General features: G+C 43.0%; 24 protein-coding genes and 1 pseudogene. 19 read left to right on the top strand and 6 right to left on the bottom strand.

The genetic code is table 11. The annotated features are described in order from the left end of the window. Positions 1-15: 15 nt before the first annotated feature. Complete coding sequence (locus MKY95_RS22585; protein WP_076318931.1) at positions 16-354, top strand: hypothetical protein; 339 nt, start codon at positions 16-18, stop codon at positions 352-354. A 97-nt stretch (positions 355-451) separates the two neighbouring features. Further along, positions 452-793 carry a DUF3139 domain-containing protein gene (locus MKY95_RS22580; RefSeq protein ID WP_076318932.1) on the top strand — a complete coding sequence of 114 codons (342 nt, stop codon included), beginning with the start codon at positions 452-454 and terminating at the stop codon, positions 791-793. Positions 794-1,308: 515 nt separating this feature from the next. Here the strand turns inward: MKY95_RS22580 and MKY95_RS22575 are convergent. Next, positions 1,309-2,181, bottom strand: a complete 873-nt coding sequence (locus tag MKY95_RS22575) for an AraC family transcriptional regulator (protein WP_076318933.1) — start codon at positions 2,179-2,181, stop codon at positions 1,309-1,311. A 734-nt stretch (positions 2,182-2,915) separates the two neighbouring features. On the opposite strand from MKY95_RS22575, the gene MKY95_RS22570 reads away from it, so the two are divergent. From MKY95_RS22570 to MKY95_RS22545, 6 genes are all read left to right on the top strand, one after another. Continuing rightward, positions 2,916-4,100, top strand: a complete 1,185-nt coding sequence (locus MKY95_RS22570; protein WP_076319011.1) for an LLM class flavin-dependent oxidoreductase — start codon at positions 2,916-2,918, stop codon at positions 4,098-4,100. 214 nt (positions 4,101-4,314) lie between these two features. Beyond that, a complete protein-coding gene (locus MKY95_RS22565) occupies positions 4,315-5,589 on the top strand; it encodes a sugar ABC transporter substrate-binding protein (RefSeq protein ID WP_076318934.1) in 1,275 nt (424 codons plus the stop codon). A 3-nt stretch (positions 5,590-5,592) separates the two neighbouring features. Then, positions 5,593-6,465 carry a sugar ABC transporter permease gene (locus MKY95_RS22560; RefSeq protein WP_179088666.1) on the top strand — a complete coding sequence of 291 codons (873 nt, stop codon included), beginning with the start codon at positions 5,593-5,595 and terminating at the stop codon, positions 6,463-6,465. A 49-nt stretch (positions 6,466-6,514) separates the two neighbouring features. Further along, positions 6,515-7,330: a carbohydrate ABC transporter permease gene (locus tag MKY95_RS22555; protein WP_076318935.1), complete on the top strand. Its 816-nt coding sequence runs from the start codon at positions 6,515-6,517 to the stop codon at positions 7,328-7,330. 113 nt (positions 7,331-7,443) lie between these two features. Further along, entirely contained in the window at positions 7,444-8,661 is a 1,218-nt protein-coding gene (locus tag MKY95_RS22550; RefSeq protein WP_036614537.1) for an MFS transporter, read from the top strand. Positions 8,662-8,939: 278 nt separating this feature from the next. Next, positions 8,940-9,827 (top strand): cell wall hydrolase, encoded by an 888-nt coding sequence (locus MKY95_RS22545; RefSeq protein WP_256721302.1) that lies wholly within the window; start codon positions 8,940-8,942, stop codon positions 9,825-9,827. Between the two features lie 157 nt (positions 9,828-9,984). Here MKY95_RS22545 and MKY95_RS22540 read toward each other — a convergent pair whose 3' ends face one another. Further along, the gene (locus MKY95_RS22540; RefSeq protein ID WP_036614535.1) at positions 9,985-10,755 is read right to left on the bottom strand and encodes a hypothetical protein; all 771 of its coding nucleotides are present in this window, start codon (positions 10,753-10,755) and stop codon (positions 9,985-9,987) included. A gap of 231 nt (positions 10,756-10,986) precedes the next feature. Here MKY95_RS22540 and MKY95_RS22535 point away from each other — a divergent pair, with 231 nt between their 5' ends. From MKY95_RS22535 to yaaA, 5 genes are all read left to right on the top strand, one after another. After that, the gene (locus tag MKY95_RS22535; protein ID WP_047843660.1) at positions 10,987-11,271 is read left to right on the top strand and encodes a DUF3139 domain-containing protein; all 285 of its coding nucleotides are present in this window, start codon (positions 10,987-10,989) and stop codon (positions 11,269-11,271) included. Positions 11,272-11,579: 308 nt separating this feature from the next. Continuing rightward, positions 11,580-12,011 (top strand): hypothetical protein, encoded by a 432-nt coding sequence (locus MKY95_RS22530; protein ID WP_036614532.1) that lies wholly within the window; start codon positions 11,580-11,582, stop codon positions 12,009-12,011. 196 nt (positions 12,012-12,207) lie between these two features. Beyond that, entirely contained in the window at positions 12,208-12,366 is a 159-nt protein-coding gene (locus MKY95_RS22525) for a hypothetical protein (protein WP_179088667.1), read from the top strand. Between the two features lie 337 nt (positions 12,367-12,703). Next, entirely contained in the window at positions 12,704-13,582 is an 879-nt protein-coding gene (locus MKY95_RS22520) for a prohibitin family protein (protein WP_083669817.1), read from the top strand. 214 nt (positions 13,583-13,796) lie between these two features. Next, positions 13,797-14,549 carry a peroxide stress protein YaaA gene (gene yaaA, locus MKY95_RS22515; protein ID WP_076318936.1) on the top strand — a complete coding sequence of 251 codons (753 nt, stop codon included), beginning with the start codon at positions 13,797-13,799 and terminating at the stop codon, positions 14,547-14,549. Positions 14,550-14,741: 192 nt separating this feature from the next. Here the strand turns inward: yaaA and MKY95_RS22510 are convergent, their stop codons facing one another. Next, positions 14,742-15,305 carry a DUF4879 domain-containing protein gene (locus MKY95_RS22510; protein ID WP_076318937.1) on the bottom strand — a complete coding sequence of 188 codons (564 nt, stop codon included), beginning with the start codon at positions 15,303-15,305 and terminating at the stop codon, positions 14,742-14,744. A 605-nt stretch (positions 15,306-15,910) separates the two neighbouring features. Between MKY95_RS22510 and MKY95_RS22505 the strand changes: the two genes are divergently transcribed. From MKY95_RS22505 to MKY95_RS22485, 5 genes are all read left to right on the top strand, one after another. Next, positions 15,911-17,158 (top strand): WXG100 family type VII secretion target, encoded by a 1,248-nt coding sequence (locus tag MKY95_RS22505; protein ID WP_339194479.1) that lies wholly within the window; start codon positions 15,911-15,913, stop codon positions 17,156-17,158. A gap of 16 nt (positions 17,159-17,174) precedes the next feature. Beyond that, a complete protein-coding gene (locus MKY95_RS22500) occupies positions 17,175-17,789 on the top strand; it encodes a pentapeptide repeat-containing protein (RefSeq protein WP_051447371.1) in 615 nt (204 codons plus the stop codon). A 71-nt stretch (positions 17,790-17,860) separates the two neighbouring features. Next, positions 17,861-18,346: a hypothetical protein gene (locus MKY95_RS22495; protein ID WP_036614484.1), complete on the top strand. Its 486-nt coding sequence runs from the start codon at positions 17,861-17,863 to the stop codon at positions 18,344-18,346. A 75-nt stretch (positions 18,347-18,421) separates the two neighbouring features. Then, on the top strand, positions 18,422-18,853 hold the full coding sequence (cdiI, locus tag MKY95_RS22490; RefSeq protein ID WP_339194474.1) for a ribonuclease toxin immunity protein CdiI: 432 nt from the start codon (positions 18,422-18,424) through the stop codon (positions 18,851-18,853). A gap of 588 nt (positions 18,854-19,441) precedes the next feature. Continuing rightward, positions 19,442-19,612, top strand: coding sequence for a hypothetical protein (locus MKY95_RS22485; protein WP_339194472.1), 171 nt, complete (start codon positions 19,442-19,444; stop codon positions 19,610-19,612). 327 nt (positions 19,613-19,939) lie between these two features. Here MKY95_RS22485 and MKY95_RS22480 read toward each other — a convergent pair whose 3' ends face one another. Beyond that, entirely contained in the window at positions 19,940-21,736 is a 1,797-nt protein-coding gene (locus MKY95_RS22480; RefSeq protein WP_036614482.1) for an AAA family ATPase, read from the bottom strand. 254 nt (positions 21,737-21,990) lie between these two features. On the opposite strand from MKY95_RS22480, the gene MKY95_RS22475 reads away from it, so the two are divergent. Continuing rightward, positions 21,991-22,272, top strand: coding sequence for a DUF6809 family protein (locus MKY95_RS22475; protein ID WP_051447362.1), 282 nt, complete (start codon positions 21,991-21,993; stop codon positions 22,270-22,272). Positions 22,273-22,409: 137 nt separating this feature from the next. Here the strand turns inward: MKY95_RS22475 and MKY95_RS22470 are convergent, their stop codons facing one another. Beyond that, complete coding sequence (locus MKY95_RS22470; protein ID WP_036614480.1) at positions 22,410-23,786, bottom strand: right-handed parallel beta-helix repeat-containing protein; 1,377 nt, start codon at positions 23,784-23,786, stop codon at positions 22,410-22,412. Between the two features lie 655 nt (positions 23,787-24,441). Continuing rightward, positions 24,442-25,932 (bottom strand): annotated as a pseudogene (locus MKY95_RS22465) (catalase); the annotation flags it as partial. Positions 25,933-26,012: the final 80 nt, after the last annotated feature.

The raw sequence follows: 26,012 nt of genomic DNA, 5'->3' as shown, positions 1-26,012 counted from the left end.
ATTGGTGGTTACAAGTTGCCTCTAGAGAAGATATCTATTTCTACTTGGAAGAGTAGAAATGCGAATACAAAAATTATGCGTTATAAAAATTCAAGCATAGCTAGCAAAGCTGGAGTTTGGGCTGCTTCCTACTATACAAATTATAGAAGTGTGGTAGAGTATGGCCTAATCAATACAATTGGATCCTACGAAAAAGAAATGTACTGTTCTAAAATTGCTTGGAACGCTTATTATTTTGGTGGAGGCGTATCTATTGATGGGCATGGACCATTTTGGAGTGGTATTTATGGCCCCTATCATTTTCTGAATGAAAAAGGTTTCTCATTGGCTGGTTCTTGGGGAAGTAACTTCTAAATAGTTCAAATATTTCTTATATTCACAGTTAAGCTCCTTTTGGGGCTTAACTGTGAATTATTTCTAAGTTTCGACTCTCATAATAGGAGGACTTTATATGACTAAAAGAATTAAAATCAGTTTGCTATCTATTCTAGCGTTAGTTGTAGTTATATCAGGATGGGGATATTTAAGTTTATTTGGTAATCCAATCACAAAAAATGATGCTGAAGAGAAAGTGAGAGCCTATTTAATTCAACAAAAAGGCTATTCACCTGAGGAGCTTAAAGATATATCCGGCACGTATTCCTTCAAAAGCTCAGAAGCTCCTTATGGTGCTGCCGTAACATTCGCTGACGAGCCTAATGATAAGTATCAATACATCATTTTCAAAGACGGGAATATTGAACAGTTCAGCTCTTCAAGTGACAATCCAAAGCATCTAGAGCCTATGAACTAGATAAAATATTTGAAATATAGCAAAATTCACTTTTCTTTCTTACCCATTGAAAGTCACAAAGAAGGGATAAATAGCGAAATATACAAATATAGTACAGATTAAAGTAGCGATTATTTTTTTTATAATGTAATTTATTGTGCTGGCATGTGTGTTTTTAAGTGAATTCAGTTTTTAAAAGGAATACCGCTTTATTAGGGGGAGATCCCTTAAATGTGTTCTGAACGAAAACGAATCTCCTATAGTTGAGACGCACAGGAACTTATTTTATACATATGAATGAAATGTGAATCTACCATCTGTAACTCCTAAACTTGAATTTTGTTTCATTTATGTAGGTTATATTCATTTTTCTTATATACACATATTGTTTAGTGTTGCTAACATATATGTAGGAGCGTTAATTACAATTATATAGTTCAAAAAATAAGGCAAGTCCACGGTCAAATGATCGAAGGAACTTGCCTTTTATTGTTTCTAGCCATATCAATAAATAGATTCCACTTTTCTTTATGGACTTACTCTTTACTGCTCTCCGCTGTGCGATAGCGATTGGGCGGCAAACCGACTTGCTTTTTGAACGCTTTGGAGAAGGAGAACAAGTCCGGGTAACCTACCGAATGAGCCACTTCAGTTAAGCTTAGCGGCGTCTGCACGAGTAGACGTTTGGCTTGGGTCATTTTCAATTGCTGGATATATTGCACAGGGGACAGACCATAGGCTTTGCGGAACTGTTTGGCAAAATGGGTTCGATCCACACCCGCATGAGCGGACACACCTTCCACGGAGATGCCGCCTGCAAAATGAATGTCCATGTATTCCTTGCCTTTCTGGAGCCAAGGCGTGGCTGAATCCGGTTGCAATCCTTTGGTTGCGGGGGAGCGGGCAATCCGGTCGAATAGAGTTAGAAACCGGGTGAGTCGTCCCAGATCACTCGCTCCGTCCTGCGGTTTGCGAACATCCTCCATGAATGAGCGCATGGCACTTGCAGTCTCCGGGGTAAGTACACCTGAACGGTATGGTGAGTCGGGTGTAAGTCCAATTCGGGAAAGCAGTTCGGCTGCATGTGCACCATCAAAGGCAATAAATATTTTCTGCAACGTATCCTCGGGGTCCGTCCAGTACTCATGGGTAACATGTGGAAACAGACAGAACGCATCCCTGGCACGAAGGGCGTGACGCTGTCCGTTCTGTATGAATGTACCTTCCCCCTCCAGCACAAATAGCAAATAATAATAAGGTGTGGTGCGCGGGCCAATATGATAGTTGGTCTTGGCTATATTACGGCCGATGCGGATCGGCCAGGCGCCACCAGCTTTCTCGAATTCAGATGGAGTGAAGAAAATAATATCCAAAAACTCATGGTGGTCCTCCTTCATGCTCTCGGTCATTAGGAACACCTCTTTATTGTATAAGTATCGTTTGTACATTCCAAAAGTTTCGCTTACAGATGTAGTTCAAAAAGTCCACTTTTGATTACGAATCATGCCTAGTGGCATCATCAACATCGAAGCTGAAATTCAGCCGAGATAAGCGGGAGGCTTACGAAGTATGTTTCCTTTGGAAACATTGTGGTTGCTCACGTAGTTTTCCTACGCTCCACTACTCCATTTCTAGCTTCATTCCATCTTCTCGGTACTGAAAACCAGACTTTTTGAACATGTATTTAAACCTATTATACAGGTGGGTTTTATATATATTCAAGATCAGGAAGACCTAAATCTGAGAAAAGACCACAAAATGACAAAATAAAATTGCCGCGAAATGACATTGCTCACAGACAAATCAATTGTTATGATGTCCATACCTATTAAACCAAGTTAATTAATCGGTATTTGGAGCTTTCATACGAATAAAATGATCGGAAATTAGGCGCACTTTAAAAATAAGTTTCAAGAGATGCCAACGTAGTGGAGGGGACGAAATCGATTCTGAAGAAGCGAAGCGGTCGCCTTTATCCTAGAATTTTACCTTTAAAAAAGGAGAATCAAAAAATTCAAGGATAACAGTGATCGGAAGAACGATTCGTACCCGGAACGTCAAGGAGGCGTAACAATAACTTTTTTTAACATGAGACTTTATTTATTCATAGAAGGGATTGACTTTTGTGAGCGAACACGAAGAGATGAAGTTTGGATGGTTTTTGCCTACAGCAGGGGATGGTAAGTATGTTGGGGTTGCCCCGGAACGGGAACCGAGTCTGGAGTATCTGGTCGATGTGGCACAGACGGCGGAGAAGGCAGGATTCGAATTTGTACTGATTCCGACAGGGGGAGCCTGTCTGGACGCGTGGGTGGTTGGCTCGGCTGTGATGAGTCACACGAAGACATTGCGTCCCCTTGTCGCCATTCGCCCGGGATTGGTTACCCCCGTACTCGCTGCACGAATGGGAGCGGCACTGGATCAGCTCTCTGGTGGTCGCGCCATGATCAATGTGGTGACAGGCAGTTCCGTTCGAGATCTGGAGGAACTCGGCGATCCACTGGCACATGCGCATGATGAACGGTATGTGCGGGCAAGCGAGTATATGGAAGTCATGAAGCGTTCATGGACCCAATCGACGGGCATGAATCTGACGGAGTTTGCCGGAAGTGGTTCAAAATCTGGTGCAGACGCACCCAGCGATCCCAATCCTGAATTCAACGGCCAGTATTACAACTTCAAAGGACCGGTAGGCATGCCGGAGACGGTGCAAAATCCGCATCCACCATTTTATCTGGGAGGAAGTTCTCCGATTGCGAAAAAGGTCGCTGTTGAACATGCGGATACGTTTCTCATGTGGGGCGAGCCCCATGACTGGATTCAGGAGCAGATCGAAGAGATTGAGGTCATTCGTCAGCAGGTGAAAGAGGAAACCGGACAAGATCGTCAACTCCGTTACGGCATGCGTGCTCAGGTACTTATTCGGGATACCGAAGAAGAAGCATGGGCAGCAGCGTGGGAGATTATTAGCAAAGTACCACCAGAAGCGATTGAGAAAGCCAAAGCCGCTTTTGCCGAGACGGATGCAACCAACCAACGCAGACAGAACGAGCTACGGGAACTGTCCGAGAAGCAGCAGTTTGTCGTAGGTCCCAACCTGTGGACAGGCTTGTCCGTTGTGCGTTCCGGCGGTGCGATCCTCATTGTAGGTACAGCCGAACAGGTCGCAGAGCGTTTGATGGAATATGGAGATCTCGGCGTTACGACTTTCATTCTGTCCGGTTACCCGCATCTGGAAGAGGCCGAAATTTTCGGCCGGACTGTGATGCCGATCATTCGCGAGAAATGGAAAACAAGACAGAAGCAGCATCAAGTTACTACTAACTAAGTAAGTTTAACTAATCTTTTTATACGAAAACGGAGAGGACAGAAATAACGTGAAGAAGCGAAGCGTTCGCCTTTATCCCCGGATTTTTCCTTTTATAAAAAGGAATCAAATAAATCTGGGGATAACAGCGATCGGAAGGTTATTCTGTCATCGGAGTGGTCAGTATAAACATTCTTTAGTTAAAATATCAAGCATCCTCAGGAGGTCGTCTTTCATGAAAAAAAACAAAAAATTGATCCTGCCGCTCGTCAGTATGCTGGTGATGTCCATCCTGCTGTCAGCTTGCGGCGGTGGGGATAACGCGTCATCTGGAGAGAACGGCTCCTCGGGTTCAGGTAAAGTTACGATCAGCTTCATGCACTGGCGTGGAGAAGACTCCGAAGCACTCAACAAGACTATTGACGCATTTGAAAAAGAAAACCCGAACATCAACGTGGAGATGCAGACACTGCCCTCCGATCAATACCAGTCCACCGTACAATCCAAAATCAGTGACGGTTCGGTAGGGGATGTATTTGCCTCCTTCCCAGGTGCACAGTTCGAAGCTTTCACCAAAGCCGGCTTGTTCACGGATCTGACCGGATCATCGTTCCTGTCGGCCTACAATTCAAAGTTGATTGAATCAGGACAGCACGATGGCAAGCAATATGCGATCCCGTATCAACTCGTATATAACGATCCAATTTATAATGTAAAACTGTTTGAACAATACGGCTTGACGCCGCCGACCGATTGGGAAGGCTTTCTGGCACTTTGCCAGAAGCTGAAAGACAATGGCATCATTCCGATTGCCTTTGCCGGAGCGGACATTGGCCCAGGGCAATTCATGAATACAATGGTGATGAACAATGCACCGAGTGACGACATTTTTACCAAAGTAGAAGCGGGCGAAGCCAAACTGACGGATGAGTTTTGGGTGAAAACGTTGACTCAAATCAAGGAACTGAACGATAAAGGTTACTTCCAGCAAGATGCACTGGGTACGAAGGACCCTGCGGCTGGCGCACTGTTTATTCAAGAGAAAGCAGCGATGCTGGCAAGTGGATCGTATCAATTGGCTCAGAACAAACAGCAGAATCCGAACCTGGAGCAAAAACTGCTTGCACCGATTACAGTAAGTGCAGATCAAGCGAAGTATGAAGGAGTGCATACTACTACGTTCATGCTCGCGGTGAACAGCAAGTCAAAACATCCGGAAGAAGCGAAGAAGTTCCTCGAATTCCTTAGCAATCCCGATGTAGCGAGTGACTATGCCAACCAAACGGGACAAAATGTAACGGTGAATGATGTGAAGTACGATACGCCTGAGCTTCAGGTAGCCGGAGAATGGGCAACCAAAAAGACCGTGTTCCAGCCACGGTTCACCATCTTGAACGGAGATAATCAAAAAGCAGTAACCAACTCCATCCAGGCTGTACTGAGCGGCACTTCTCCAGAAGAAGCAGCACAGCAGGCACAAGCGATCATTGATCAGCATATCGGGAAATAAACGATGAAAAACCGTCTTCAGCTTTCCCTGTTTCTGATCCCTGGGTTGCTGCTGTACGTTGGATTGTTCGTATTTCCTACATTGACGGGGCTGTTCTATTCCTTTACGGATTGGGACGGGGTATCCCCGTCGTATGCATTTGTAGGGCTGGATAATTACAAGGACAGTCTCAGCAACATCGTATTCCGCAAAGCCTTTGGTAACAACGTGGAGTTCATGTTAACGGTTGTTATTGCACAAACCTTTATTTCACTTGTCCTGGCTCTACTCTTGGTACGTAATACCAAGACACGCATCGTGCTTCGGGCATTGTATTTCCTGCCTGCGATTCTGTCCTCCGTATCGGTTGGATTGATTTGGGCATTTATGTATGATCCATCCATTGGATTGATCAACTATGGATTGAATGAAGCCGGGATGAGCAGTATTGCTCGCAACTGGATTGGTGATCCTAAGATCGCCATCTATTCCATCGCTGCGGTCCAAGTCTGGGCCCATGCTGGACAGATGATGATTGTATTCATCGCAGGTCTGCAAGGCATTCCGGCAGAACTGTATGAAGCGGCTCGCATGGACGGCGGCAGCAAATGGCAGGTATTCCGTACCGTGACTTGGCCACTGCTGGCACCTTCGGCAACGATTGTTGTGGCCTATACGACCATTCAGTCGTTCAAGGCATTTGACCTCATTTTCACCATGACGGACGGAGGCCCGAACTACGCAACTGAAATTTTGACAACATATATCTATCATACCGCCTTTGGCAGCTATTCATTTGGTCTGGCTTCTGCCGGTTCCATGATCTTCCTGGTGTTGCTCGCGTTGCTGACGTTATTGCAGTTCAAGGCACTACGCGCTGACCGGGTGAGCTATTGAGGTTAATGCTGGAGCATTCATCCTGCAACCGAGGCAGAAGGGAGTTCACATGTTTTTAAAATGGTTCAATCGCCTGATCCTGTTGGTATACGCGCTGCTGATCCTTGTGCCGCTGTACTTTGTATTTGTATCCTCGTTCAAAACAAGCAGCAACTTCTTCACCAGTCCGTTCAGCTGGCCGGACCCGTTTACGTGGGATAACATCACCGGCATGTTCCGCAATCAGCCGATGTGGCAATATTTCGGGAACAGTTTGGTCGTGACGCTTGGTACGGTTGCCATTGAGTTATTGCTGAGTAGCATGATTGCTTACGCCATTGTCCGCTGGGGCGGTAGTGTAGGAAAAATCGTGTTTGCTCTGTTCGTAGCCGGTCTAATCGTTCCTTCCCAAGTGAGTATGTTGCCGATCTATTCTCTCACGCGTACACTCGGGTGGTCGGACAGTCTCACGGGATTGATTGTGGTCTCTGCCGCGATGCTGATGCCTGTCTCAGTATTTATGCTGACAGGTTTCATGCGCATGCTCAATTCGGAGATTCTGGAAGCGGGCAGTATGGATGGGGCCAGCGAATGGAGACTCTATACGCGGATTGCACTGCCACTGGCTACACCTTCGCTGGCGGCAACGGCTACGTTCCTGCTCGTCATGGTCTGGAATGACTTGCTTATTCCGATGCTGATGCTCAGCAGTAAGTCCAAGCTCACTTTACCGCTCGCGCTTATGCAGTTCCGCGGGGAATACGTGACGAACTATCCGATGATGCTTACGGGTGTGCTGGTAACCGCCATTCCGATGATTGCGTTGTTCCTTCTACTCCAGCGTTACTTTGTAGCAGGTCTGACAGCGGGTTCACTCAAGGGGTGAGGTATCGCAGAAATCGGAAGGAAAAGCTTATTTTGCATTGATTTCTGGAGCATTCTGCATAATAATGATTTAGTGTCAGAATGACTACATAGAGATCAAGGGAGCTATAAGTGATGAGCAAACTGGAAGTATTGCGGAATCCCAAGCAGCGCAAGCTGCTGTTCAGTGCCGGCATGAGCTGGCTGTTTGATGCGATGGAAGTTGGTATGATCTCCTTTATAGTGGCTGCACTTGCCAAGGAATGGAGTCTCAGTCCCGGACAAGTCGGCGTGCTTACGAGTATTAACTCGATCGGTATGGCGCTCGGTGCTTTGCTTGCAGGTGCACTTGCGGACCGTTTTGGACGGAAGGCCATTCTGATGTGGACCTTGTTAATCTTTACGATTGCAAGCGGTCTGTCTGCACTGGCGACCGGATTCGCCGTATTGTGTGCACTGCGCCTGGTTGCGGGTATCGGACTTGGCGGAGAGTTGCCCGTGGCATCCACACTGGTATCGGAGTCGATGCCTACAGCGGAACGGGGACGTGCCGTTGTATTATTGGAAAGTTTCTGGGCAGGGGGCTGGATTGTATCAGCACTCATTGCCAACTTTGTTATCCCCGAGTACGGATGGAGAATTGCCTTTGCCATTGGTGCGCTTCCGGCGTTCTATGCACTGTATCTGCGTCGTGCCATTCAGGACCCGCCGCGGTACAAGAATCATACCAAGCTTCATAAAATCACGTTCCGCGAGAAAGTGGCTACCGTCTGGTCAGCACCACATCGCCGTACAACGTTGATGCTCTGGATTTTGTGGTTTACCGTCATTTTCTCTTATTATGGAATGTTCCTGTGGCTGCCTTCGGTTGTAATGGCAAAAGGATTTACGTTGGTTAAAAGTTTCCAATACGTGCTGATCATGACGATTGCACAGTTGCCAGGTTACTTCACCGCTGCTTACTTTATTGAACGTTACGGGCGCAAGTTCGTACTGGTTGTGTACCTTACCTTGACTGCATTCAGTGCGATTGCGTTCGGATTGGCTACAACGGAAGCCACGATCCTGACCGCAGGAATCTGTCTTTCCTTCTTCAATCTGGGAGCTTGGGGTGGTCTGTACGCCTACAGCCCGGAATTGTATCCGACTTCCGTTCGTTCGACAGGTGTTGGACTTGCCACATCGGTTGGTCGGATCGGTGGTGTACTTGCCCCATTAATGGTCGGTATGCTGGTTCAACGCGAAGTGGCAATCAGCCTGATTTTCACGATTTTCTTCGTGACAATCCTCATTGGCGCAGCGGCTGTACTGTTCTGGGGCCGGGAAACGAAGGGTCAGGAACTGGCCGAGTAATTGTCAATAAATACAACGCAACTTTTGTACGGGTCTGCCTGCCTATGGAAATAACGGGTTGGACAAGCGGTATATGGTTGATACAAGAAGGGGCATGACCATGGTGTGACCATGGGCTCATGCCTCTTTTTGTTATGTTCGGTGTCGTTTTTTCACTGCGTCATCGGTCCGATAGACTTCATTTTTTCTATATCCTATAATGACACTCGGGATGTCCAACCGTGAGGATTCAGGAGAAAGATGTGGGATCTGGATTCAGAAAAGTGGAGGTTAATGGAATGATGAAGAATAATATTGGAATGGATCAACCGAATGAAATCAATGAAAAGAATATGATAAGTGAATTAGATAGCGTGAGTGAGATGAAAGAGATGAAGGTGGGAAGCAATATGATCAGTAATGAACGGACTACAGTTGATAGCACAAATGAGGGGCTGGATCAATTAACGTTTGCTGACAACATGGAACCTATCACTGTCAGTCGGAAAGTCACTCATGGGAAGGGTAACATGGCTGGCAAAAGAGCAGGGCGGGTCAGCATGCTTCTCGGTGCCTGCGCATTGACTCTGGGATTGACCGTGGCAGCTCCTTCTGCGGGAGCACAGAAGCTGGAACAGGGCGTTCGTAGCGAACATGTGCTGCAATTGCAGGAGCAATTAAGCGATCTGGGCTACTTCGATGCTGGAATGACTGGATATTACGGTACCATCACCAAAGGTGCTGTCCGCAAGTTCCAGCAGGCGCAGGGACTGAGTGCAGACGGCGTTGCAGGTCCAGCGACGCTGAATAGGCTGAACAAAAAGGCCAAAGCCGAGGGCGAGACGCTGCGCCAGTTGGCGAAGCTGATCCACGGTGAAGCGCGCGGGGAGTCTTTTGAAGGGCAAGTCGCTGTAGGAGCGGTTGTGTTGAATCGGGTACATTCGAGTGAATTCCCGTCGTCTATTTCGAAGGTTATTTTCCAGAAAGGACAATTCACGGCTATAGACGATGGGCAGTTTAATACCAAGCCAACCCAGACCTCTTACAGGGCTGCTCGTAAGGCATTGAACGGTGCTGATCCGACGAACGGAGCGCTCTATTATTACAATCCGAAGATTGCCACGTCGGTGTGGAGTAAGAGCAGGCCTACGCTGCTGACCATTGGGCAGCATGATTTTACGAGATGAGATAGTTTGAGTTTATAGATAGAACAAATGTATTTTCTTAATACAACAAGGAACCCCGGCTGTATGCTGCTCATCCGCAGGTACATGGCCGGGGTTTAATAATTATTATATCGTTGAAAAATGGTATCTTAAAATTGAAGCAAATATAAGTTTAATATTACTTCTGGACCGTGAAAGGGATATTCAATGAAGTAGGCTCTACAATGGTTTCTCCAGTATCATAGTCATAGATTCTATTGAAAACCAATTCAATGGATTCCAGCTTGTCGGGGTCATCTGTGTATACTAAACCATAGCCCATATTATCCATGACTACGCCGTCATATTGATGATAAACATAGGGTTTTCTCATGAAATTACGATCCGCTGAGATAGGTTTACCTGTGTTCGGATGGATCGAATTCAAACCGTAAAATCCGATATTTTGATCCGTTGTATTTTCCACACTGTAGATGATTTTGATATAAGTTATATCAGGACCAACATCTTCATGATTCAGAATAGAAATGTTTTTACGGGTATCATCTGGAATATCACTAGCCTCTAATAACTGAGCATCCATCATATGAATAGTTAAAGGACCGAATTCAATACTTTGCTTCAGAGGGACAGTTTTCAACAATTTTAATTGTCCGCCGTAATCAAATGTACCTGTATCTCCGGATTTGGATAGAAGCGGTGGTAGTGCGCTTTCCAAAAGCTTGTCCTGAAGAATTTTAGCGGCCTGCTCAAATTGATTATAGTCTGGTTCAAGTCCTTTGTATGTTAGTTCAGAACGGAAAGGCTTTAAACCGGATTCCAAGACAAGTTCAGAATAAGCAGGGTGAGGCAGTAACGGATTTACTTCCAGTTGTGTAGATGTGGTATCATTGGAGCTGTCTGAACCGCCCAAAAGTGCGAGAGCGAGCAGTAGTTGAACAATAAACATAAGAAGCGGCACCCTTTCTCTTAGACCCTATTAATTTAAATGTATTTTATTTATAATCATAACAAAACAGATCATGGTGACTCATGAGAATATCGACCCAACTTCAGGTAATAGCATATTGACAAGTTTTGATCTGATATAGTAGCAAGGGCCTATTCCAAATAAGCGGGTTCAATCAGTTTGTTAAAATTTAGGATCATTAGAATATAAATTAAAGTCAGGGTGAGTAAAATGAAGTTGCTAAAGACCTCATTAGTTATAATTGCACTAGTTGTCATCGCTTCTTTATCATGGTATGGCTCTTATAAGAGTGACATGAAGAAGCTGGAGGATGATTTGAGAACATATTTAACCGCCGAAAAAGGAATAGATGGGAATACGATTATAAGCATCACCGCTCGTCGAAGCAAAATGCCGATGTATCCTGTTGTCGTCAAATTCAAGGACAATCCGCAGGAATATATCTACAACTTTACAGATGAATGGATTCAGCTGACGCCTAATCCGAATGAATAAAGCAATCATACTTACTAAGACAAAAGAAGATATTATGCTTCACCATTGGATTCGCCTGTCCAATCCTGGAAAATGGATAACGATAAAAAAAACGGTAGATTAAGGATGGATTAACACGATGAGAATTATCATATTACCAGCTAAAAAGATGAAGATCGACACCGATCTTATGGCTATCGCGCAGATGCCGCAATTTATAAATTACTTATATTCAAATACGAAAAATACCTCAGCAGATCAAAGATTGGCTAACTAAAAAAGGGATTGGATTCAAGGGATTTTTAGATTAAAGATAAGGGGGATTTTGCATGTCTGTTTCAATATCCATTGAAATAAGTTTATCAAAGCAAATCTCAAGAATGACTATTCTTCGCAAACTCGAAGATTTCGGTTGGTCTTATAACGATCAAGGAAAAGTAACTTATCTACCAATTGGAGACGATAATGACTTTAATTGGCGGAGCAAATCAATTCCTCTAGAGGAGTTACTAAAGATTTTAGTCATAAAGGATAATAAAAGAGAATTAATTGGAGTGGCAATGACTTGGAAAGATACTGATGTAGGGGGAACATTTTTAATTGAAGAGAATGGTACCATACTTATGAGTCCTGATATCAATCGAAAAGTCCTTGATGTAGAAAGTTATAACAAAATAACTGACGTAAATTGGTATGCAACTAAACTAATACCTGTATTTGGTCAATTATTTGAGTCTATTTCTTATAATGAACATGTATAATTTCCTACGCTTAAACCTTGGGGCAATGTCCTTAAGGTTTTTTCTTTTTGGCCGATAGAATAGAAGTTTCTAAAAGGATCACTGATTGTACTTATATTAGTTGTCATAGCTTCTGTCACATGGTACGGCTCATATAAAAAGGATATGAAGGAGCTTGAAGATGGTTTAAGAAACGTATTTAATCGTTGAAAAGAGTATGGATGAAGATGATATCATTAGCATCGCTGCTCGTCGCAGTAAAATGCCACAGTATCCTGTAGTCGTCCAATTTAAGGACAATCCGCAGGAATATGTCTACACCCAGAGAGAAGAGCAATGGATACAACTCCTGATCCATAATACCCAGATGAATTGATGATCACTTTCTTTTATCGGAATAAGCGGATATAGGACGTCACTGACTCACCATTTTCTTCACTACTTAACCTAATAGTACTTCAAGCGATGAATATCCTTGAAACCTAATACGAATTTACAAAGTATATATAAAGAAGGATATAATTAGTTACCATTTATAAATTTGTACTCGGTTACATCCATAGAGGGGAGGACGGATATGCCATTTATTGGGGGAATCATTTTAATTTTTATCCTAGCATTTATTCTATGGTCATTAATGTTCCCGTTATTCAATAAAATAGGTAGTAGAATTTTGAAGAAATACAATAAATTCAAACAAGAGGAGAATGGTGATGAAAAATTCAAAGACGTTTAGGGTAGGGGCAATTGCGGTTGCATTAGTTATTATAGTGGGAGTGCTAATGGTGACCTTCTTTTTAACACGAATTCCTAATGGATATGTTGGGGTCGTATATTCACCAAATGGAGGCGTAAAAGATAGCACACTGAGTCAAGGGTGGAAACTCGTTGGAGCGTTTGATAAAGTGACGAAATATCCTATCCGAATTCAAACGGTGGAATACAGAGATATTCAGATTGCTACTTCTGACGGGAAAAACATCACAATCGATTTTGCTTACAACTACCAAGTAGAACCAAGTAAAGTATCTTCTATCTTTAATACATTTGGGCCAATTAGCATTCAAGAAATTGAGGATACATATCTCAAAACACGTTTCCGTGACGCAGCTCGTAAGGGGATTTCCAAATTTACAGTCATTGATGTGTATGGTGAAAAGTCATCCGAAGCAGGAGTAGACGTGCAACAACGTTTTTCTGATGACGTTAAAGAATTAGGCTTTATTGTATCCAACGTTACTGTAGGTGTTCCTCAACCTGACGCCAAGACTCAGGAAGCAATCGATAAGCGTGTTGAAGCTTCTCAAGAACTGGAACGTAAAACGACTGAACTGGAGATCGCCAAGAAAGAAGCAGATCGCAAGCGGGTGGAAGCGCAAGGTAATGCAGACAAACTATTGATCGAAGCAGAAGGTCAAGCTAAAGCAAACAAAGAGCTTCAACAATCATTATCGAGTCAACTCGTTGAATATGAAACCATTAAGAAATGGGATGGAGCCCTTCCATATGTAAGTGGGTCAAATACGCCAATGATTCAATTGCCGACTACAAAAACTGAGCAAAATAGCGGCGGGGGGAGCGTATCTCCCTAATAGCGGTTTGAAATGCATCCCTTGCTTTCTCACCAATTTAATGTGTTGAATTCTAATGAACAAGCCGGTCCAATCGTGGGCTGACTTGTTCATTTTAAGTCTTTTCAAAGGTACCATGAGGGATTTAGTTAAGCCTTGGCATTGGATTCACCTGTCCAATCCTGTACAATGGATAACGACAAAAACAACGGTAGATTAAGGATGGATCAGCACGATGAGAATTATCATATCACCAGCTAAAAAGATGAAGATTGATACCGATCTTATGGCTATCGCGCAGATGCCACAGTTTATAAACGAGTCGGAACAGTTATTGAGTCTGCTTCAAAAGTTATCCTATGACGAACTCAAAGCGATGTGGAAGTGTAACGATGCAATCGCCGAACAGAACGTGGAGCGGATTCGGAATATGAATATTAAAGCAAATCTGACACCAGCCATCTATGCCTATGAGGGCATTCAGTATCAATATATGGCTCCGGGTGTTTTTCAAGATGAGGAACTGGCGTATCTTCAACAGCATTTACGTATTTTATCCGGTTTTTATGGCATGTTACGGCCTTTGGATGGGGTTACCCCTTATCGGTTGGAGATGCAGGGCAAGCTGCAAGGTCCGGGTTTCAAATCACTCTATCAATTCTGGGGTAGCAAACTCGCAGATCAGCTTCAATCAGAAAGCAACTACATCCTAAATCTGGCTTCCAAAGAGTATAGCAAAAATATTTTACCTTTTCTGAGTGAGGAAACACGATTCATTACTTGTGTATTCGGACAAATGGTCAATGGGAAGCTTGTTGAAAAGGCAACCTGGGCTAAAATGGCCAGAGGTGAAATGGTACGTTATATGGCAGAGCACAAGATTACAGAGGTGAAGGACGTAAGAAACTTTGATAGGTTGAATTTCGCTTTTTCAGAAGAACGATCCGACGAGAATATGTATGTATTCATACAAGCAGAGGGAAAGTAGCCTACAGTGCAACGGTGGGTTACTATACAAAGTCGACCCTTTAAGGTCACAATGAGAAAAGACGCAGGGGATGTATATCCCCGCGCCTGATCAAGAATCAAATCCGTGTCTAAAGCTGATGAGCTTTTGGGCTTACTTCCCGTATTCCTCAGGATAGCCAATTCCTCCAATATTCAGATTACATCCTTCATGTTAACGAACATTAATCCAAGCGGTCCATTGTGTTGGAATATTAATGGAATAGACCGTACCTACAAATTGTCCACCTGTACTAGGCGCTTCATAAACCCAAGAATGGGCCCAAGCATCTACGACACGGTCACCGTCCAGATCAATAGCTTCAGACCAGTTGTTAGTCATTGTATTGCTGGCGAGTGTGCCGTAGTGACTGCTGTCATAACCGATCTGGAAAGTAATACACTGAATCCAAGCCCCACCATGATCATTGGTTGTGGAGAGCGGGTTGTTATTGAAGCCGTAAATTTCTTGACCGCCATTAGGAGATACGACACCGTATACATTAATGTGAGATACTTTCGGAGCAGGCGCAAACAGAACTGGACCACCCGCATTATCTGCCTTCTGCGATTCAAATTCAGCCTTAGCCGCTTTCACAGCTTCACGGAATTCTTTGGAATTAATAATTTCTTCCTTTGTCAACGGTTTGGCTTGACTCACGTCACCGTCTGCATAAGCAGCAACATTAAATGAAAGCACTAGAACAAGAATAAGAGCTAAACTAAATAATTTTCTCATAGCAATAAATTCCACCTTTCTTGTTATGGGTATTCTTTTACAAAACATGCGGTTACGACAAATAGACCTGCTTGCAGATTAAAGCTTCTTGCCCTCCTCTCTTATGAAAATGGTAGAACTCTACAGGCTAGAAAACTCTATGAAGTAGGAATGTATATGTAAAATGAATGCCTGCCAATGATTATGTGTTGCAGACAAAATGTAAAACTCATTTATACGCATTGATATCTTAGTTATGATAGGCTCTGATACCCATCTTGATAATATAAGATTCCAAAATAAATATTTAAATTGTAATATATTCCATTTATACAAACATATAGTACACCTAATCATCCGCACGAGTCAAGTTTCTTCATTAATACTATGATTTGTTAAAGTTTTCGGCTTGTCGTAGTAAAATGCCACAGTATCCTGTAGTCGTAAAAGGAAAACCCTCTGGAACATGTATACACCTACATAGAGATCGTATGGGGCTGAGGGACGGATATAAATCATTCTGAGCGTGGATTCATGCAGTGAAATCAGGAGGTTAGCCGGATATAATTGCCATTAAACTTCTGCTAACATAGTTTTATCATATATTAGATGAGCGGTGAAAATGGATGAATACCATTAAAGTTACCCCTGAACAGTTACATCACGTATCGAATCAGGTGGATCAGGCGAGACAACAATTGGAACATATACGGGAGGATCTCACAAGACAGATCATGTTCCTTCAGCAGATGTGGCTAGGTGTGACGCAGGAGCGTTTTTATGATGAGTTTGCGCGGTCACGCCCTGTATTGCAGAAGGCGCTGGAAAGTATGGTGAACACCTCTAAGGAATTAAAGGATATTGCCACACGATTTGAGAATGTCGATGCTGAAAAAGTGAGTCTTAGCAGTGCTGTTAGTGCTCTAGGTGCGGGAGTAATGATGAAGACCTCAAGATATTATGCCGGTTCGGATGATAAGGGCTACCGGATGGCACAAGTCAATATGTTTGGGAAGCTGATGTGGATGCCTGTGAATGAGAATGGTGTTACGGATCAGGCAGCCTTGCAGGCATATAAGAAGGATCAGGGGCATTTGGATTTTAATCGGATGCAAGCTACGGATGCTGAAGCGCCAGGGGAAGATATTTATGCGATGCAGATCAAAGCTTTTGAAAATGGAATTCATCCCTTCACAGGCGAGCCTGTATCCGATAAATATGCTCAGATGATGTTGACTTCTCTGAAGTTCAGTCAGCTATTTATGGCATTTCAGATGGTTCGCGGGAGTATGCCGGGTGGCAAAGGGCCGTTTCGCGTACCTTCTTCTCATCCAGCTGTGGCGAAGATTAAAAAGAATATGGAAGCGGCTGAAGCGAGGAAAGCGAATGAGCAAAAGAGGGCTACTGAGAGTAAGGGGCAAGGTAATGGGTCTAACCTTTATGACAAGGACGGAAAATATACGGGAGGTAGAACACAAAAGGAATTGGATGTTTTGGCAGGCGATCCTTCACATGGCGGAAAAATTAGAGATCAAGGTTTGAAAGAAAGAGAGATAGGACTAGATTTAGAGCAACAAGGTAAATTAGGAAAGATCATGCGTGATCCTGAAGAAAATAAAGGCGCTGAATTTATTGACGTCACTACTGGTCAAAAGTGGGACGTGAAAAGTTTTGAGTCTTATCCTCATGGTCATACGTCACCGAGAAAGGGAGCATTTACAGTCGTAAAATCTATGGATAAAATAAACGAGGAGTTTGATCGTGGTCATAATGTTGTTATTGATACACGGGAGTTAGTTCCTGAACATATCAAGCAGCTAAAAGAGGCAGTAAAAGATGCGGGAGTTACAGAACGAATCATCTGGTATCCATAATAAAGGTGGTGTAGTAATGAAATCAACTAACCAACAAGAACTGATAGAGCAATTAAATTCACATCGAGTGTGGATTGAAACCATTGGAGAAAAGGGTGAAAAATTAGGTGTAGATGAAATAGACTTTCGTCATGTCGATTTATCGGGATATCCTTTGGATCAAGCTTATTTGACCGAATGTGCATTTGATGGCATGAATTTGGAACATATGGACATGTCATCATCGTTGTTATGTTCATCCAGCTTTACTAACACCAACGTAGTAAATGCTGATTTCTATAAGGCAGATTTGTCTTATGCCGATTTTACAGATGCCGATGCCCAAGGTGCAAGGTTTGCCAAAGCGGATCTTTCTGAGTCGATCTTTACAAATGCGAATTTGTCAAATGCAAAGCTAATTTCCAGCTCCCTGTACCTTACAGATTTTCGAGATGCTAATATGAATCAGGTAGATGTCAGTTCAGCGTCGTTTAAAGGAACTTTGTTGCACGGTGCTAACTTAACAGGGCTTAGGGGAATAGAAGAAGCTTTTATAAAAAGCATCAATATCGGAACGCCAGAAGAACCAAATATTCTGGTGGGTGAAGAAGCTATAAAGTGGTTGCAGGACAAAAGTTTGAGTAAGGAATAGATTCTATGCTCAACTTGCCTGTAATGTGGTCTCACCAGATAAACTGCAATTCGGAATAGGGAGAAATGAAAATGGGGACTTCAGCTGTTATTTTAGCAAAGAAAGATAAATATTCTCCAGAGCAGCTTCTAGCTGATACTATTGTTGCAGCTTTTCATTCGGACGCAGCTCTTTATTTCTATAACAATAAAACATATACAAATGAAGGAGAATTTTTGTATACAACGCTGAATATTAATCATAAGTCATTTACAGGGGACAATGAATCTTCATTGATTTTCCATATTCACAGCATTAGTAGCCCAAGCACTGAATTTTATTATCACGAAGATTTAGGTTTAGATCCTAACGAATCACTATGCCAGGTCGGGCACATTGAGGATATCTATGATAATCAAGAGTTAATACTTCATTTTATTTATGAATATCTCAAGCTGAATCCTGATGATTATTTTTGGATTGCATACAATGATTGGGTATACAGCCGGGAGGACATACAAAAACTGAAATCTTTACCGTATAACCCGGATTGGTGTTATAAAAATCCCAAAGACTAACTTCTAAATGATGACAAAGGGAACATAAAGCATTTTGATCCTGCATTCCGATTAATATTAAGGAAGAGATAATTGATGTACAAAATACTGACAACAAAAACTGAAATAGATCAATTAGTCGAATCTTATTTCTGGATTATTGATTTTCCCAGAGCATTAAAATACTTTGGAGACCATGAGAGACATGGTTGTGGTTCAGGTCCACTGGAAGTACAATTGTCATCCTATCACATGCCAGAAGAGGAAGGGTGCATTGGCGATCAGAAAGTGTGTTTTATTGGGGAGCCTCCAGTATATGATGAAGATGTAATGGCGGTTATAGAATATGATGAATTTTATAACTACTTAGAAATTTGCAGTGAGAGATACCTTCAGGAACACCCAAAAGAAAAAGAGAAAATTTTCAATTTATTAGACGGCGTGAGAAATAGACTGAATTTAATGAAGAGAACGGACGATAACCTTGACTATACAAAAGAAAGTGGAAGAGCTGCATCAGTTGATTGACCAGGATTGGTCGAAATTTAATCAGCCAGAATTAAAAACAACGAGAGAGAACGTAGACTCTCTGTCCATTCAACTCATATCCGAGATAGATCATACGAACGACTCCGATCATTTATTAGAAGCGATAAAATGTTGAGCTTACTCATTTCTTTCTACCGATCCCTTGTGTGATGATGATGTATCAAAGATTGATTCTGTTGAATCCAACTACCCGGTCCTACTATGAATGGTTCACAGATTACCTTTTACAGTATGGTCCTGATTGGCAGGAAGAGGCGAATGTTTTAACCGAACTTTACACGAGTGAAGATTTTCAAAATCCGCAATTTTGGACAAAAAATTGAGCGTGTTAAGAATTCGGAAGTAAATAAATACCCAGACGTCATCTCACCTTGTTACATTAAAATAACATAGTACCCGTAGGCGTTAAATTTAAGATAACCCATTGGGACATGAATACTCCTAAAGAGGTAAACAATGGATTTGGAGACCATAGGAGGGAATCTAATGGCTTCATTTGTATTATTATTGAAAGATTAAGAATATGATGAGAAGGTTATCTATTATTTTTGCCCCAATGAACAAGTTATGGGAAAGATTGAACTAAATAAAAAGAAGGAAACCATTCAAGAAGTGGAGCTAGTAGTAAACGCCAACCACGAATCGAAGTTTTATTTCGATAGAGCGGCTCAAAGGTTGGCAAGATGTCTGTATAGTGAAGATGGACAATATCCAGATAGAACAACATTTGAATCGTAAGAGAAATGCAAGGCCTCGGCTGGTTATCTCACTTTCGGGGGGTTATTTTTTGATGGGATTGGGTTGATCTACAGAGTTGTTGGTGAGTTAGCTACTTAGTCCTCTGAAAATAAGGCGAAAATTCATGAGGCTGTTAGTAGATAGATATAACACTTCAAAAAGCGATAATGAAATAGAATATCAAAATTTAAAATAAGAACCCTTACAGCAACATGAGGATGGTTCCTACTTGGGACAAATCATGGGTGAAATAAAATTAATCCAAAATTAGTTGAGAGAAGAGCTCTGTAGGAGCTCTCCTCTCAACAATATTGTCTCTAATTAAGACTAATTTTCTCTATGGGAGAATTTTGGTGTAGCAATCACATCAAGAATTTCTTTGAAATTTGAAACTGTTTCATCCGAGAGTATTGTAATCTCGTTATTATGCATACGCTCATTAAATTTCTTTGAGACTAAAACCTTATCAAATTTGTTCGTATCTAATGTATCAAGAATAATTTCACTAAAATCTTTTTGCGAAAACATATCTTCAATTACTGAGGTATTCTTGCTTTTTACCGGCGTAAATAGTATTTTATTTTCGTCAATACCACACTCAGCCTTCAATTTCTTTTCAGTTTGCCTCCCTGCCTTATCATTATCTAATAAAATAAAGTATTCCGTTTCAGAATCAACTAATAATGTAAGAACATTAATTATTTGTGCAGAGCCTAAACACGGATATATTTTAAAATTTTTAATTTTTATTCCCAATATTTCCTGAAAATAATATCGCATTGCTTCTAGGTAATAATAATCTGAATAGCCCTCAACCAAAATTAATCTTTCTCCAAAAGTACTGATGTCATTGTTCAACCCCAAGCCTATTGCTGAGAAAATAGGCTTCATGGTGTAAGCATCAGCCCCTTTATGGATTTTGTTTTCTACTTGAGTCTGATCATTCACTTTTAGGACTAATCTGATTCTTTCTAATCTGTTGGGGTCCATCAACCAATGGCTATGTGTGGAAATAACGATGGGACTTTTATCAGAAAGGTTATTAAGCATACCTAAAAGGTCTTCTTGAGCTGAAGCATGTAAATATAAACCTGGTTCGTCAATTAGTAAGACGCTGCCTGTTTTCATTTCCGCCTGAAGCGTCAAATAAAAGGATAGGAACCATTGTAAACCTTGACTTCTCTGTCTTGGCTGAAATGGTTTCTGGGTATCTGTTCCATATACAAAAAAGTTAAGGTCGTCACCGTCTAAGTTAATTTTAAGAGAAACGCTGTCTTGAGAGTAGTAATCCATAAAGTCACCCGAAATCCCTGCCGATATCTTGTCAGATAAAAGTCTCCTTCTCTGAGGGTTGGACTCATCGAACAAAAGTTTCGGATTTTGATTAACGACTTTGAAGAACCTGTTTACAATAGGGGTTATTTCTTCATTGCTTGAAATTGAATCGGGAATAATATCTTCAAAAGAACTAAAATATATAAAATTAGGGATCGTTGCTTTAAATTTTTTGTCAGAGATATAATCAGAAAATCCATTCAACATCTCTAAATGCGAAACAACTTCCTCAATTATTGAATTTAACTTGTTAGATTGTTCTTCATTAAAAAATTCTTTGATAGTTAAGAGGTAACTATCAATTTTTTCAATTAAATCAGACAGCAAATAAGATGATTTAGAATTTATATCAAGTTTAAACGTTCTTTTGAGTTCTCTATTGATTACTTTAATAGCCTCACCTACTGCATCAATAACATACTCAAGGGTGTCTTTAAAGATGTCTACTTCAATTGATTCTAAAAATTCAGATGTTCTAGTTACTGTAACACCACTAATTTTGTGTGCATTTTCTTTATTTATTTTAAGTGTATCGCAAAGGTCAATCACTATATCTTCTTCTAATTGATAATGAACAATAACTTCTGGATATTCTTCTTCTATGTAGTCAATAGGGAAATCAGTATCTTTATTAAATTTATCAAGAGAAAAACATTCCAAAGCTTTCAAAATATTGGATTTTCCTGATTCGTTTTTACCAGCGAGAATTGTTAAATTGGGATTAAAATATATTTTTCCAGAGTCCTTAATTGATCTGAAGTTTTTAATTTGAGTCCACACTAATTTCACTTAAAATGCCCCCAATTGTTATAATTTCCATAAAGTCATTATATCTTTATCTTGTATCTAATACTACAAGTTAATTACAAGACTTCATCTAATAAAAAAAATCCAACTTCTCTGTAACTAAACTTTAATTCATCTCCAAATCGTTAGTGCCTTGCCAAGGAAATTTTGTTTTTAATCTTTACTTAGCGGATTTCCCGCTAAATTCCCATCTAACCTCATCCCTTGAGTTACAATCTTCCTGAGGTGACCTTACCATGAAGGATAACATGTCAAACCTTATCGAGGATTTGTTTCACGGAAACCTGCGGTTGGACGAGTCGATTCATCCTGAGCAAGAAGAGTATCAGGAGATCAATCGCCAGATATCGGACCTGATGCAGGACTACAAAACACAGCTTAGCGAGAACGAATACGATGCTTTGGAACAACTGATCGACTTGATCGGACAGTCCACATCCATGTATGTGGAAGCAGCGTTTGAGCAAGGTTTTCGCACAGGCGGCAGACTGATGATTGAGGTTTTAGCTAAACCGTGAGTATTTACCTACTTCATAAGCCAGCGGCAGACAATACACAACAATTCAAAAATCCCCTCCTCCATTACCACCTATCAGGCTGGCATGGGGGAGGGGATTTTGCTTTTAAATTATTTTTTTATTTTATTACCTACCACTTACCGCGCACCAATATTCTTACCCGCTGGTGTACCCGAGCCAATCAAATCACTGCCACCCGCAAGCTTCAGGAAATTACCCAAGACAGGCGTTCCGTCCGCGCTACGCGTTACCGAAGGAACGAGGGAGACAAAGTCGGCTGCGCTGGCGAGCAGGCCTTTGGCGTTCTCGCTTTTTTTGTTCTTCCACCAGACATTGGTGCTGCTGACGTCGGTTCCGCTTGTTTTGTCACTGGCGCCGCCTTGGAAGGACAGGTTGTTGGTGAAGATGTGGGTGCCTACATCAAAGGCAAAGTTGCTTTGCCCATTGTTCCAGGAGGTGTTATTTTTCATCTGGATCGAACCGGGATTGCTGTTGTAGGTGAAGCCATGCTTTTTATTATTAAACGCAATGCTGTTCTCAACGATATGATTCACTGCAATCTTCTCGCCGCCTAGCTTGAAGCCGTTACCATCACTGTTGGAGGTAGAAGTGCCGTCTGCGGTTGCGCCATTGGCGTAGGCGATGCTGTTGCGGATCGTGACCGCGCCGATGGCGCCTGTGTCCGTTTTGCTATACAGATCCCAACCATCGTCCACGTTATAGGCCGCAATACAACCGTCGAAGACATTGCCCGGGCCTACGGTCAGTTTGGCCGCAAAACCGTCGGCATCCTCGCCGTCATCCGGGTCATAGTTGTTGTGGGAGTAAGAACGAATCACCTCATTATATGCAGGCCATTCACTCTTGGCGGCTGTAGAAGCATAACGTCCCATTTGAATACCCGTATCCCGGTTGTGATGAGCCTCGATCTGCTCCAGGCGGTTGTAGCTGCCTCCGATGAAGATGCCGTTGTCGCCCGCACCCTTCACCTCAAGCCCTTTGACGAACCAGTAGTCTCCGAACATTTGCAGCCCGCGGTTGGTGGAAGCGAAGGCTTGAGCGGAGAAATCAAAGACCGGTTTTTCCGATCCATACGCCACCAGGTTTTTACGTTGGCTCGATGTGCCGCTGTTGCCACGTTCAATGGTAATGGTCTGGGAGAAGTTATAGGTACCGCCGCGTAGATAGATCGTTTTGCCCGGTGCGATCTGGGTCAATGCGTTAGCCAGTGACGTTGGACTGTTGATCGTACCCGGATTGCTGGCTGAGCCGTTAGGAGACACATACAGATCACCCGCAGCAAGTGCGATATTAGAAGTCGCCACCGATTCAGAGGGATTTTGCAAGCTGCTCTCGATCAGTTCTGCTGCACCGGCCGATCCACCACCAATTAATAATAGAGGGAACGCGGCACTCAGACAGATATGGGCCATTTTGGATTTGAGGGAGCGTTCCTTCAGAGAACGTGCAGATCGTGCAGATACATGAGTGGATGTGGATGGGAATAATTTCATTACGTAAGCCTCCTTGGTTAATTGGGAATAGAATGAAGAGCATGTGGTAGCCGTGTACCAGACCGTTACCTATGAGATAGGTCATGCCGGCTGGTTAGATGTAATCTCTAGGACACAGCTTTATGGTAAATGTTGTAAGCGTTATCATCAATAATCATCTGATCAGATGGAGGTACATGCAGGCAGGTCAGGCCTGCAAGCTTCCAATGCCTGTAATATCACGTGAATTATGTAATCTTTCCATTGGGTGATAGCTCTCATTTAACGAAGAATCATCTGAAATGAACGTAGAGAAGTACGCTTTTCCATCCCACGAGCACAAGTCTTACCTTCGATCCACTCCTATGAACTTCATTCAACCTAAAATACATAGTTGCATGCATCCTGAAGTGGAGATTACACTCAAGCTAGTCATGAAAAAGCCCTGATAGCAGCTGCAACGGGCAACTTGACGATCAGGGCTATGCTTAATTCAGAACGTAATTTGCTTACTCAAAATACTCAAATGTACTAACAGTGTCAGACTTATCAGCCTAAACGCTGTCCAGCTATTTTAATATCCGTCCGTCTCGCGACTGCGTTTCTCTGCTTGCTCGACACTTGGTTCATGTTTCGGTTGGACCGTTGTACTATCATCGGTTGGTACAGAGGCCAACCCTTCAGAGACGCGACGACCGTAATCCGCATCCGCTTGGGTGAAGTAAGAGATCATGCGCTCCCGGATATCCGGTTTGCATTGCGCCAAAGCCCCGACCATGTTGCTGACCAACTCATCCCGCTCCCAATCTTCGAACGCCCGGTACGTATCACCCGCTTGTCCAAAGTCATTGGTACGCTCAATCTTCTCGCGGACAAGTCGGCCTTCCACCAGTGGTTCATGTTCCTTACCACGTGGGGGTGCTTCTTTTAACCCACCGAGCGATGAAGGCTCATAGTTCACATGCGGATTCTGCCCCGGTGCACGATCCACTTGATACTGCATCTGTCCGCCGCTCTGATTCGTGGCTACCCGATTTTTCGGTGCATTCACAGGCAGTTGCAGATAGTTCGCACCCACCCGGTGACGCTGGGTATCCGAATAGGAGAAGGTGCGTCCTTGCAGCAGTTTGTCATCTGAGAAATCCAGCCCGTCCACCAAGACACCTGTGCCGAACGCCGCTTGCTCCACTTCATTGAAATAATCTTCGGGATTACGATTCAACGTCATTTTGCCCACAGGTAGAAAAGGGAACTGATCCTGCGGCCATAGCTTGGTTGGGTCCAGCGGGTCGAAATCCAACTCCGGATGCTCGCCGTCCTCCATCACTTGAACGCACAGCTCCCATTCGGGATACTCCCCTTTTTCAATAGCGTGATACAGGTCCAATGTCGCATGATTGAAGTTCTGTCCTTGAATCTCGCTCGCGTCTTTTTGCAGCAGGTTGCGTATCCCTTGATTGAGCGGTTCCCAGTGGTATTTGATGAGTACGCCCGTGCCTTCCTGATTGACCCATTTATATGTATTGACGCCCGAGCCTTGCATCTGCCGATAATTCGCTGGAATGCCCCATGGAGAGAAGAGGAATGTCACCATATGGGTAGCTTCAGGACTTAGCGATACAAAGTCGAAAAACCGCTCCATATCCTGTGCATTGGTCAACGGGTCTGGCTTGAAGGCGTGTACCATATCCGGGAATTTGAGCGGGTCACGAATGAAAAAGATTTTCAGATTGTTACCCACCAGATCCCAGTTGCCATCTTCGGTATAGAATTTTACAGCAAATCCGCGCGGGTCCCGCAGGGTCTCCGGTGAATGTCCACCATGTATAACGGTAGAGAAGCGAACGAACACGGGCGTTAGTTTGCCTTTTTCCTGAAATAGACGTGCACGTGTGTACTTCGATACCGGTTCATCCCCGGCCGTTCCATACGCTTCAAATACGCCATGAGCACCAGCACCACGGGCATGGACCACACGTTCCGGAATACGTTCACGGTCGAAGTGAGTAATTTTTTCGAGAAAATGATAGTTCTCCAGCGTAGTCGGTCCCCGGCTGCCAACGGTTCGTACATTCTGATTGTCCGTAATGGGATGCCCTTGTCGATCCGTTAATGTCTCAGCTGATTTGTCTGAGGAATGCTCTGGTTGTGAAGACTGATGATTCATGGAGTGGAGCACCGCCTTTCCTTAAAGTGGATTCCTGTATATATTTTCCCTGAAAATTGGTTCTATACATTAAACCTCGC

The organism is Paenibacillus sp. FSL P4-0176, assembly GCF_037975265.1.
GTDB lineage: Bacteria > Bacillota > Bacilli > Paenibacillales > Paenibacillaceae > Paenibacillus > Paenibacillus amylolyticus.
The sequence above is the reverse complement of the archived record's forward strand: the minus strand, read 5'-3'. Positions and strand labels throughout refer to the sequence as shown.

Bases quoted from the DNA above. Each gene is read 5' to 3' on its own strand.
- MKY95_RS22570 (WP_076319011.1), top strand. From the start codon at position 2,916: ATGAAGTTTGGATGGTTTTTGCCTACAGCAGGGGATGGTAAGTATGTT.
- MKY95_RS22535 (WP_047843660.1), top strand. From the start codon at position 10,987: ATGAAGTTGCTAAAGACCTCATTAGTTATAATTGCACTAGTTGTCATC.
- MKY95_RS22475 (WP_051447362.1), top strand. From the start codon at position 21,991: ATGAAGGATAACATGTCAAACCTTATCGAGGATTTGTTTCACGGAAAC.
- MKY95_RS22545 (WP_256721302.1), top strand. From the start codon at position 8,940: ATGATGAAGAATAATATTGGAATGGATCAACCGAATGAAATCAATGAA.
- MKY95_RS22550 (WP_036614537.1), top strand. From the start codon at position 7,444: ATGAGCAAACTGGAAGTATTGCGGAATCCCAAGCAGCGCAAGCTGCTG.
- MKY95_RS22485 (WP_339194472.1), top strand. From the start codon at position 19,442: ATGGGAAAGATTGAACTAAATAAAAAGAAGGAAACCATTCAAGAAGTG.
- MKY95_RS22520 (WP_083669817.1), top strand. From the start codon at position 12,704: ATGAAAAATTCAAAGACGTTTAGGGTAGGGGCAATTGCGGTTGCATTA.
- MKY95_RS22500 (WP_051447371.1), top strand. From the start codon at position 17,175: ATGAAATCAACTAACCAACAAGAACTGATAGAGCAATTAAATTCACAT.
- MKY95_RS22540 (WP_036614535.1), bottom strand. From the start codon at position 10,755: ATGTTTATTGTTCAACTACTGCTCGCTCTCGCACTTTTGGGCGGTTCA.
- MKY95_RS22580 (WP_076318932.1), top strand. From the start codon at position 452: ATGACTAAAAGAATTAAAATCAGTTTGCTATCTATTCTAGCGTTAGTT.
- MKY95_RS22575 (WP_076318933.1), bottom strand. From the start codon at position 2,181: ATGACCGAGAGCATGAAGGAGGACCACCATGAGTTTTTGGATATTATT.
- cdiI (WP_339194474.1), top strand. From the start codon at position 18,422: ATGTACAAAATACTGACAACAAAAACTGAAATAGATCAATTAGTCGAA.
- yaaA (WP_076318936.1), top strand. From the start codon at position 13,797: ATGAGAATTATCATATCACCAGCTAAAAAGATGAAGATTGATACCGAT.
- MKY95_RS22560 (WP_179088666.1), top strand. From the start codon at position 5,593: ATGAAAAACCGTCTTCAGCTTTCCCTGTTTCTGATCCCTGGGTTGCTG.
- MKY95_RS22525 (WP_179088667.1), top strand. From the start codon at position 12,208: ATGGATGAAGATGATATCATTAGCATCGCTGCTCGTCGCAGTAAAATG.
- MKY95_RS22495 (WP_036614484.1), top strand. From the start codon at position 17,861: ATGGGGACTTCAGCTGTTATTTTAGCAAAGAAAGATAAATATTCTCCA.
- MKY95_RS22530 (WP_036614532.1), top strand. From the start codon at position 11,580: ATGTCTGTTTCAATATCCATTGAAATAAGTTTATCAAAGCAAATCTCA.
- MKY95_RS22510 (WP_076318937.1), bottom strand. From the start codon at position 15,305: ATGAGAAAATTATTTAGTTTAGCTCTTATTCTTGTTCTAGTGCTTTCA.
- MKY95_RS22555 (WP_076318935.1), top strand. From the start codon at position 6,515: ATGTTTTTAAAATGGTTCAATCGCCTGATCCTGTTGGTATACGCGCTG.
- MKY95_RS22505 (WP_339194479.1), top strand. From the start codon at position 15,911: ATGAATACCATTAAAGTTACCCCTGAACAGTTACATCACGTATCGAAT.
- MKY95_RS22470 (WP_036614480.1), bottom strand. From the start codon at position 23,786: ATGAAATTATTCCCATCCACATCCACTCATGTATCTGCACGATCTGCA.
- MKY95_RS22565 (WP_076318934.1), top strand. From the start codon at position 4,315: ATGAAAAAAAACAAAAAATTGATCCTGCCGCTCGTCAGTATGCTGGTG.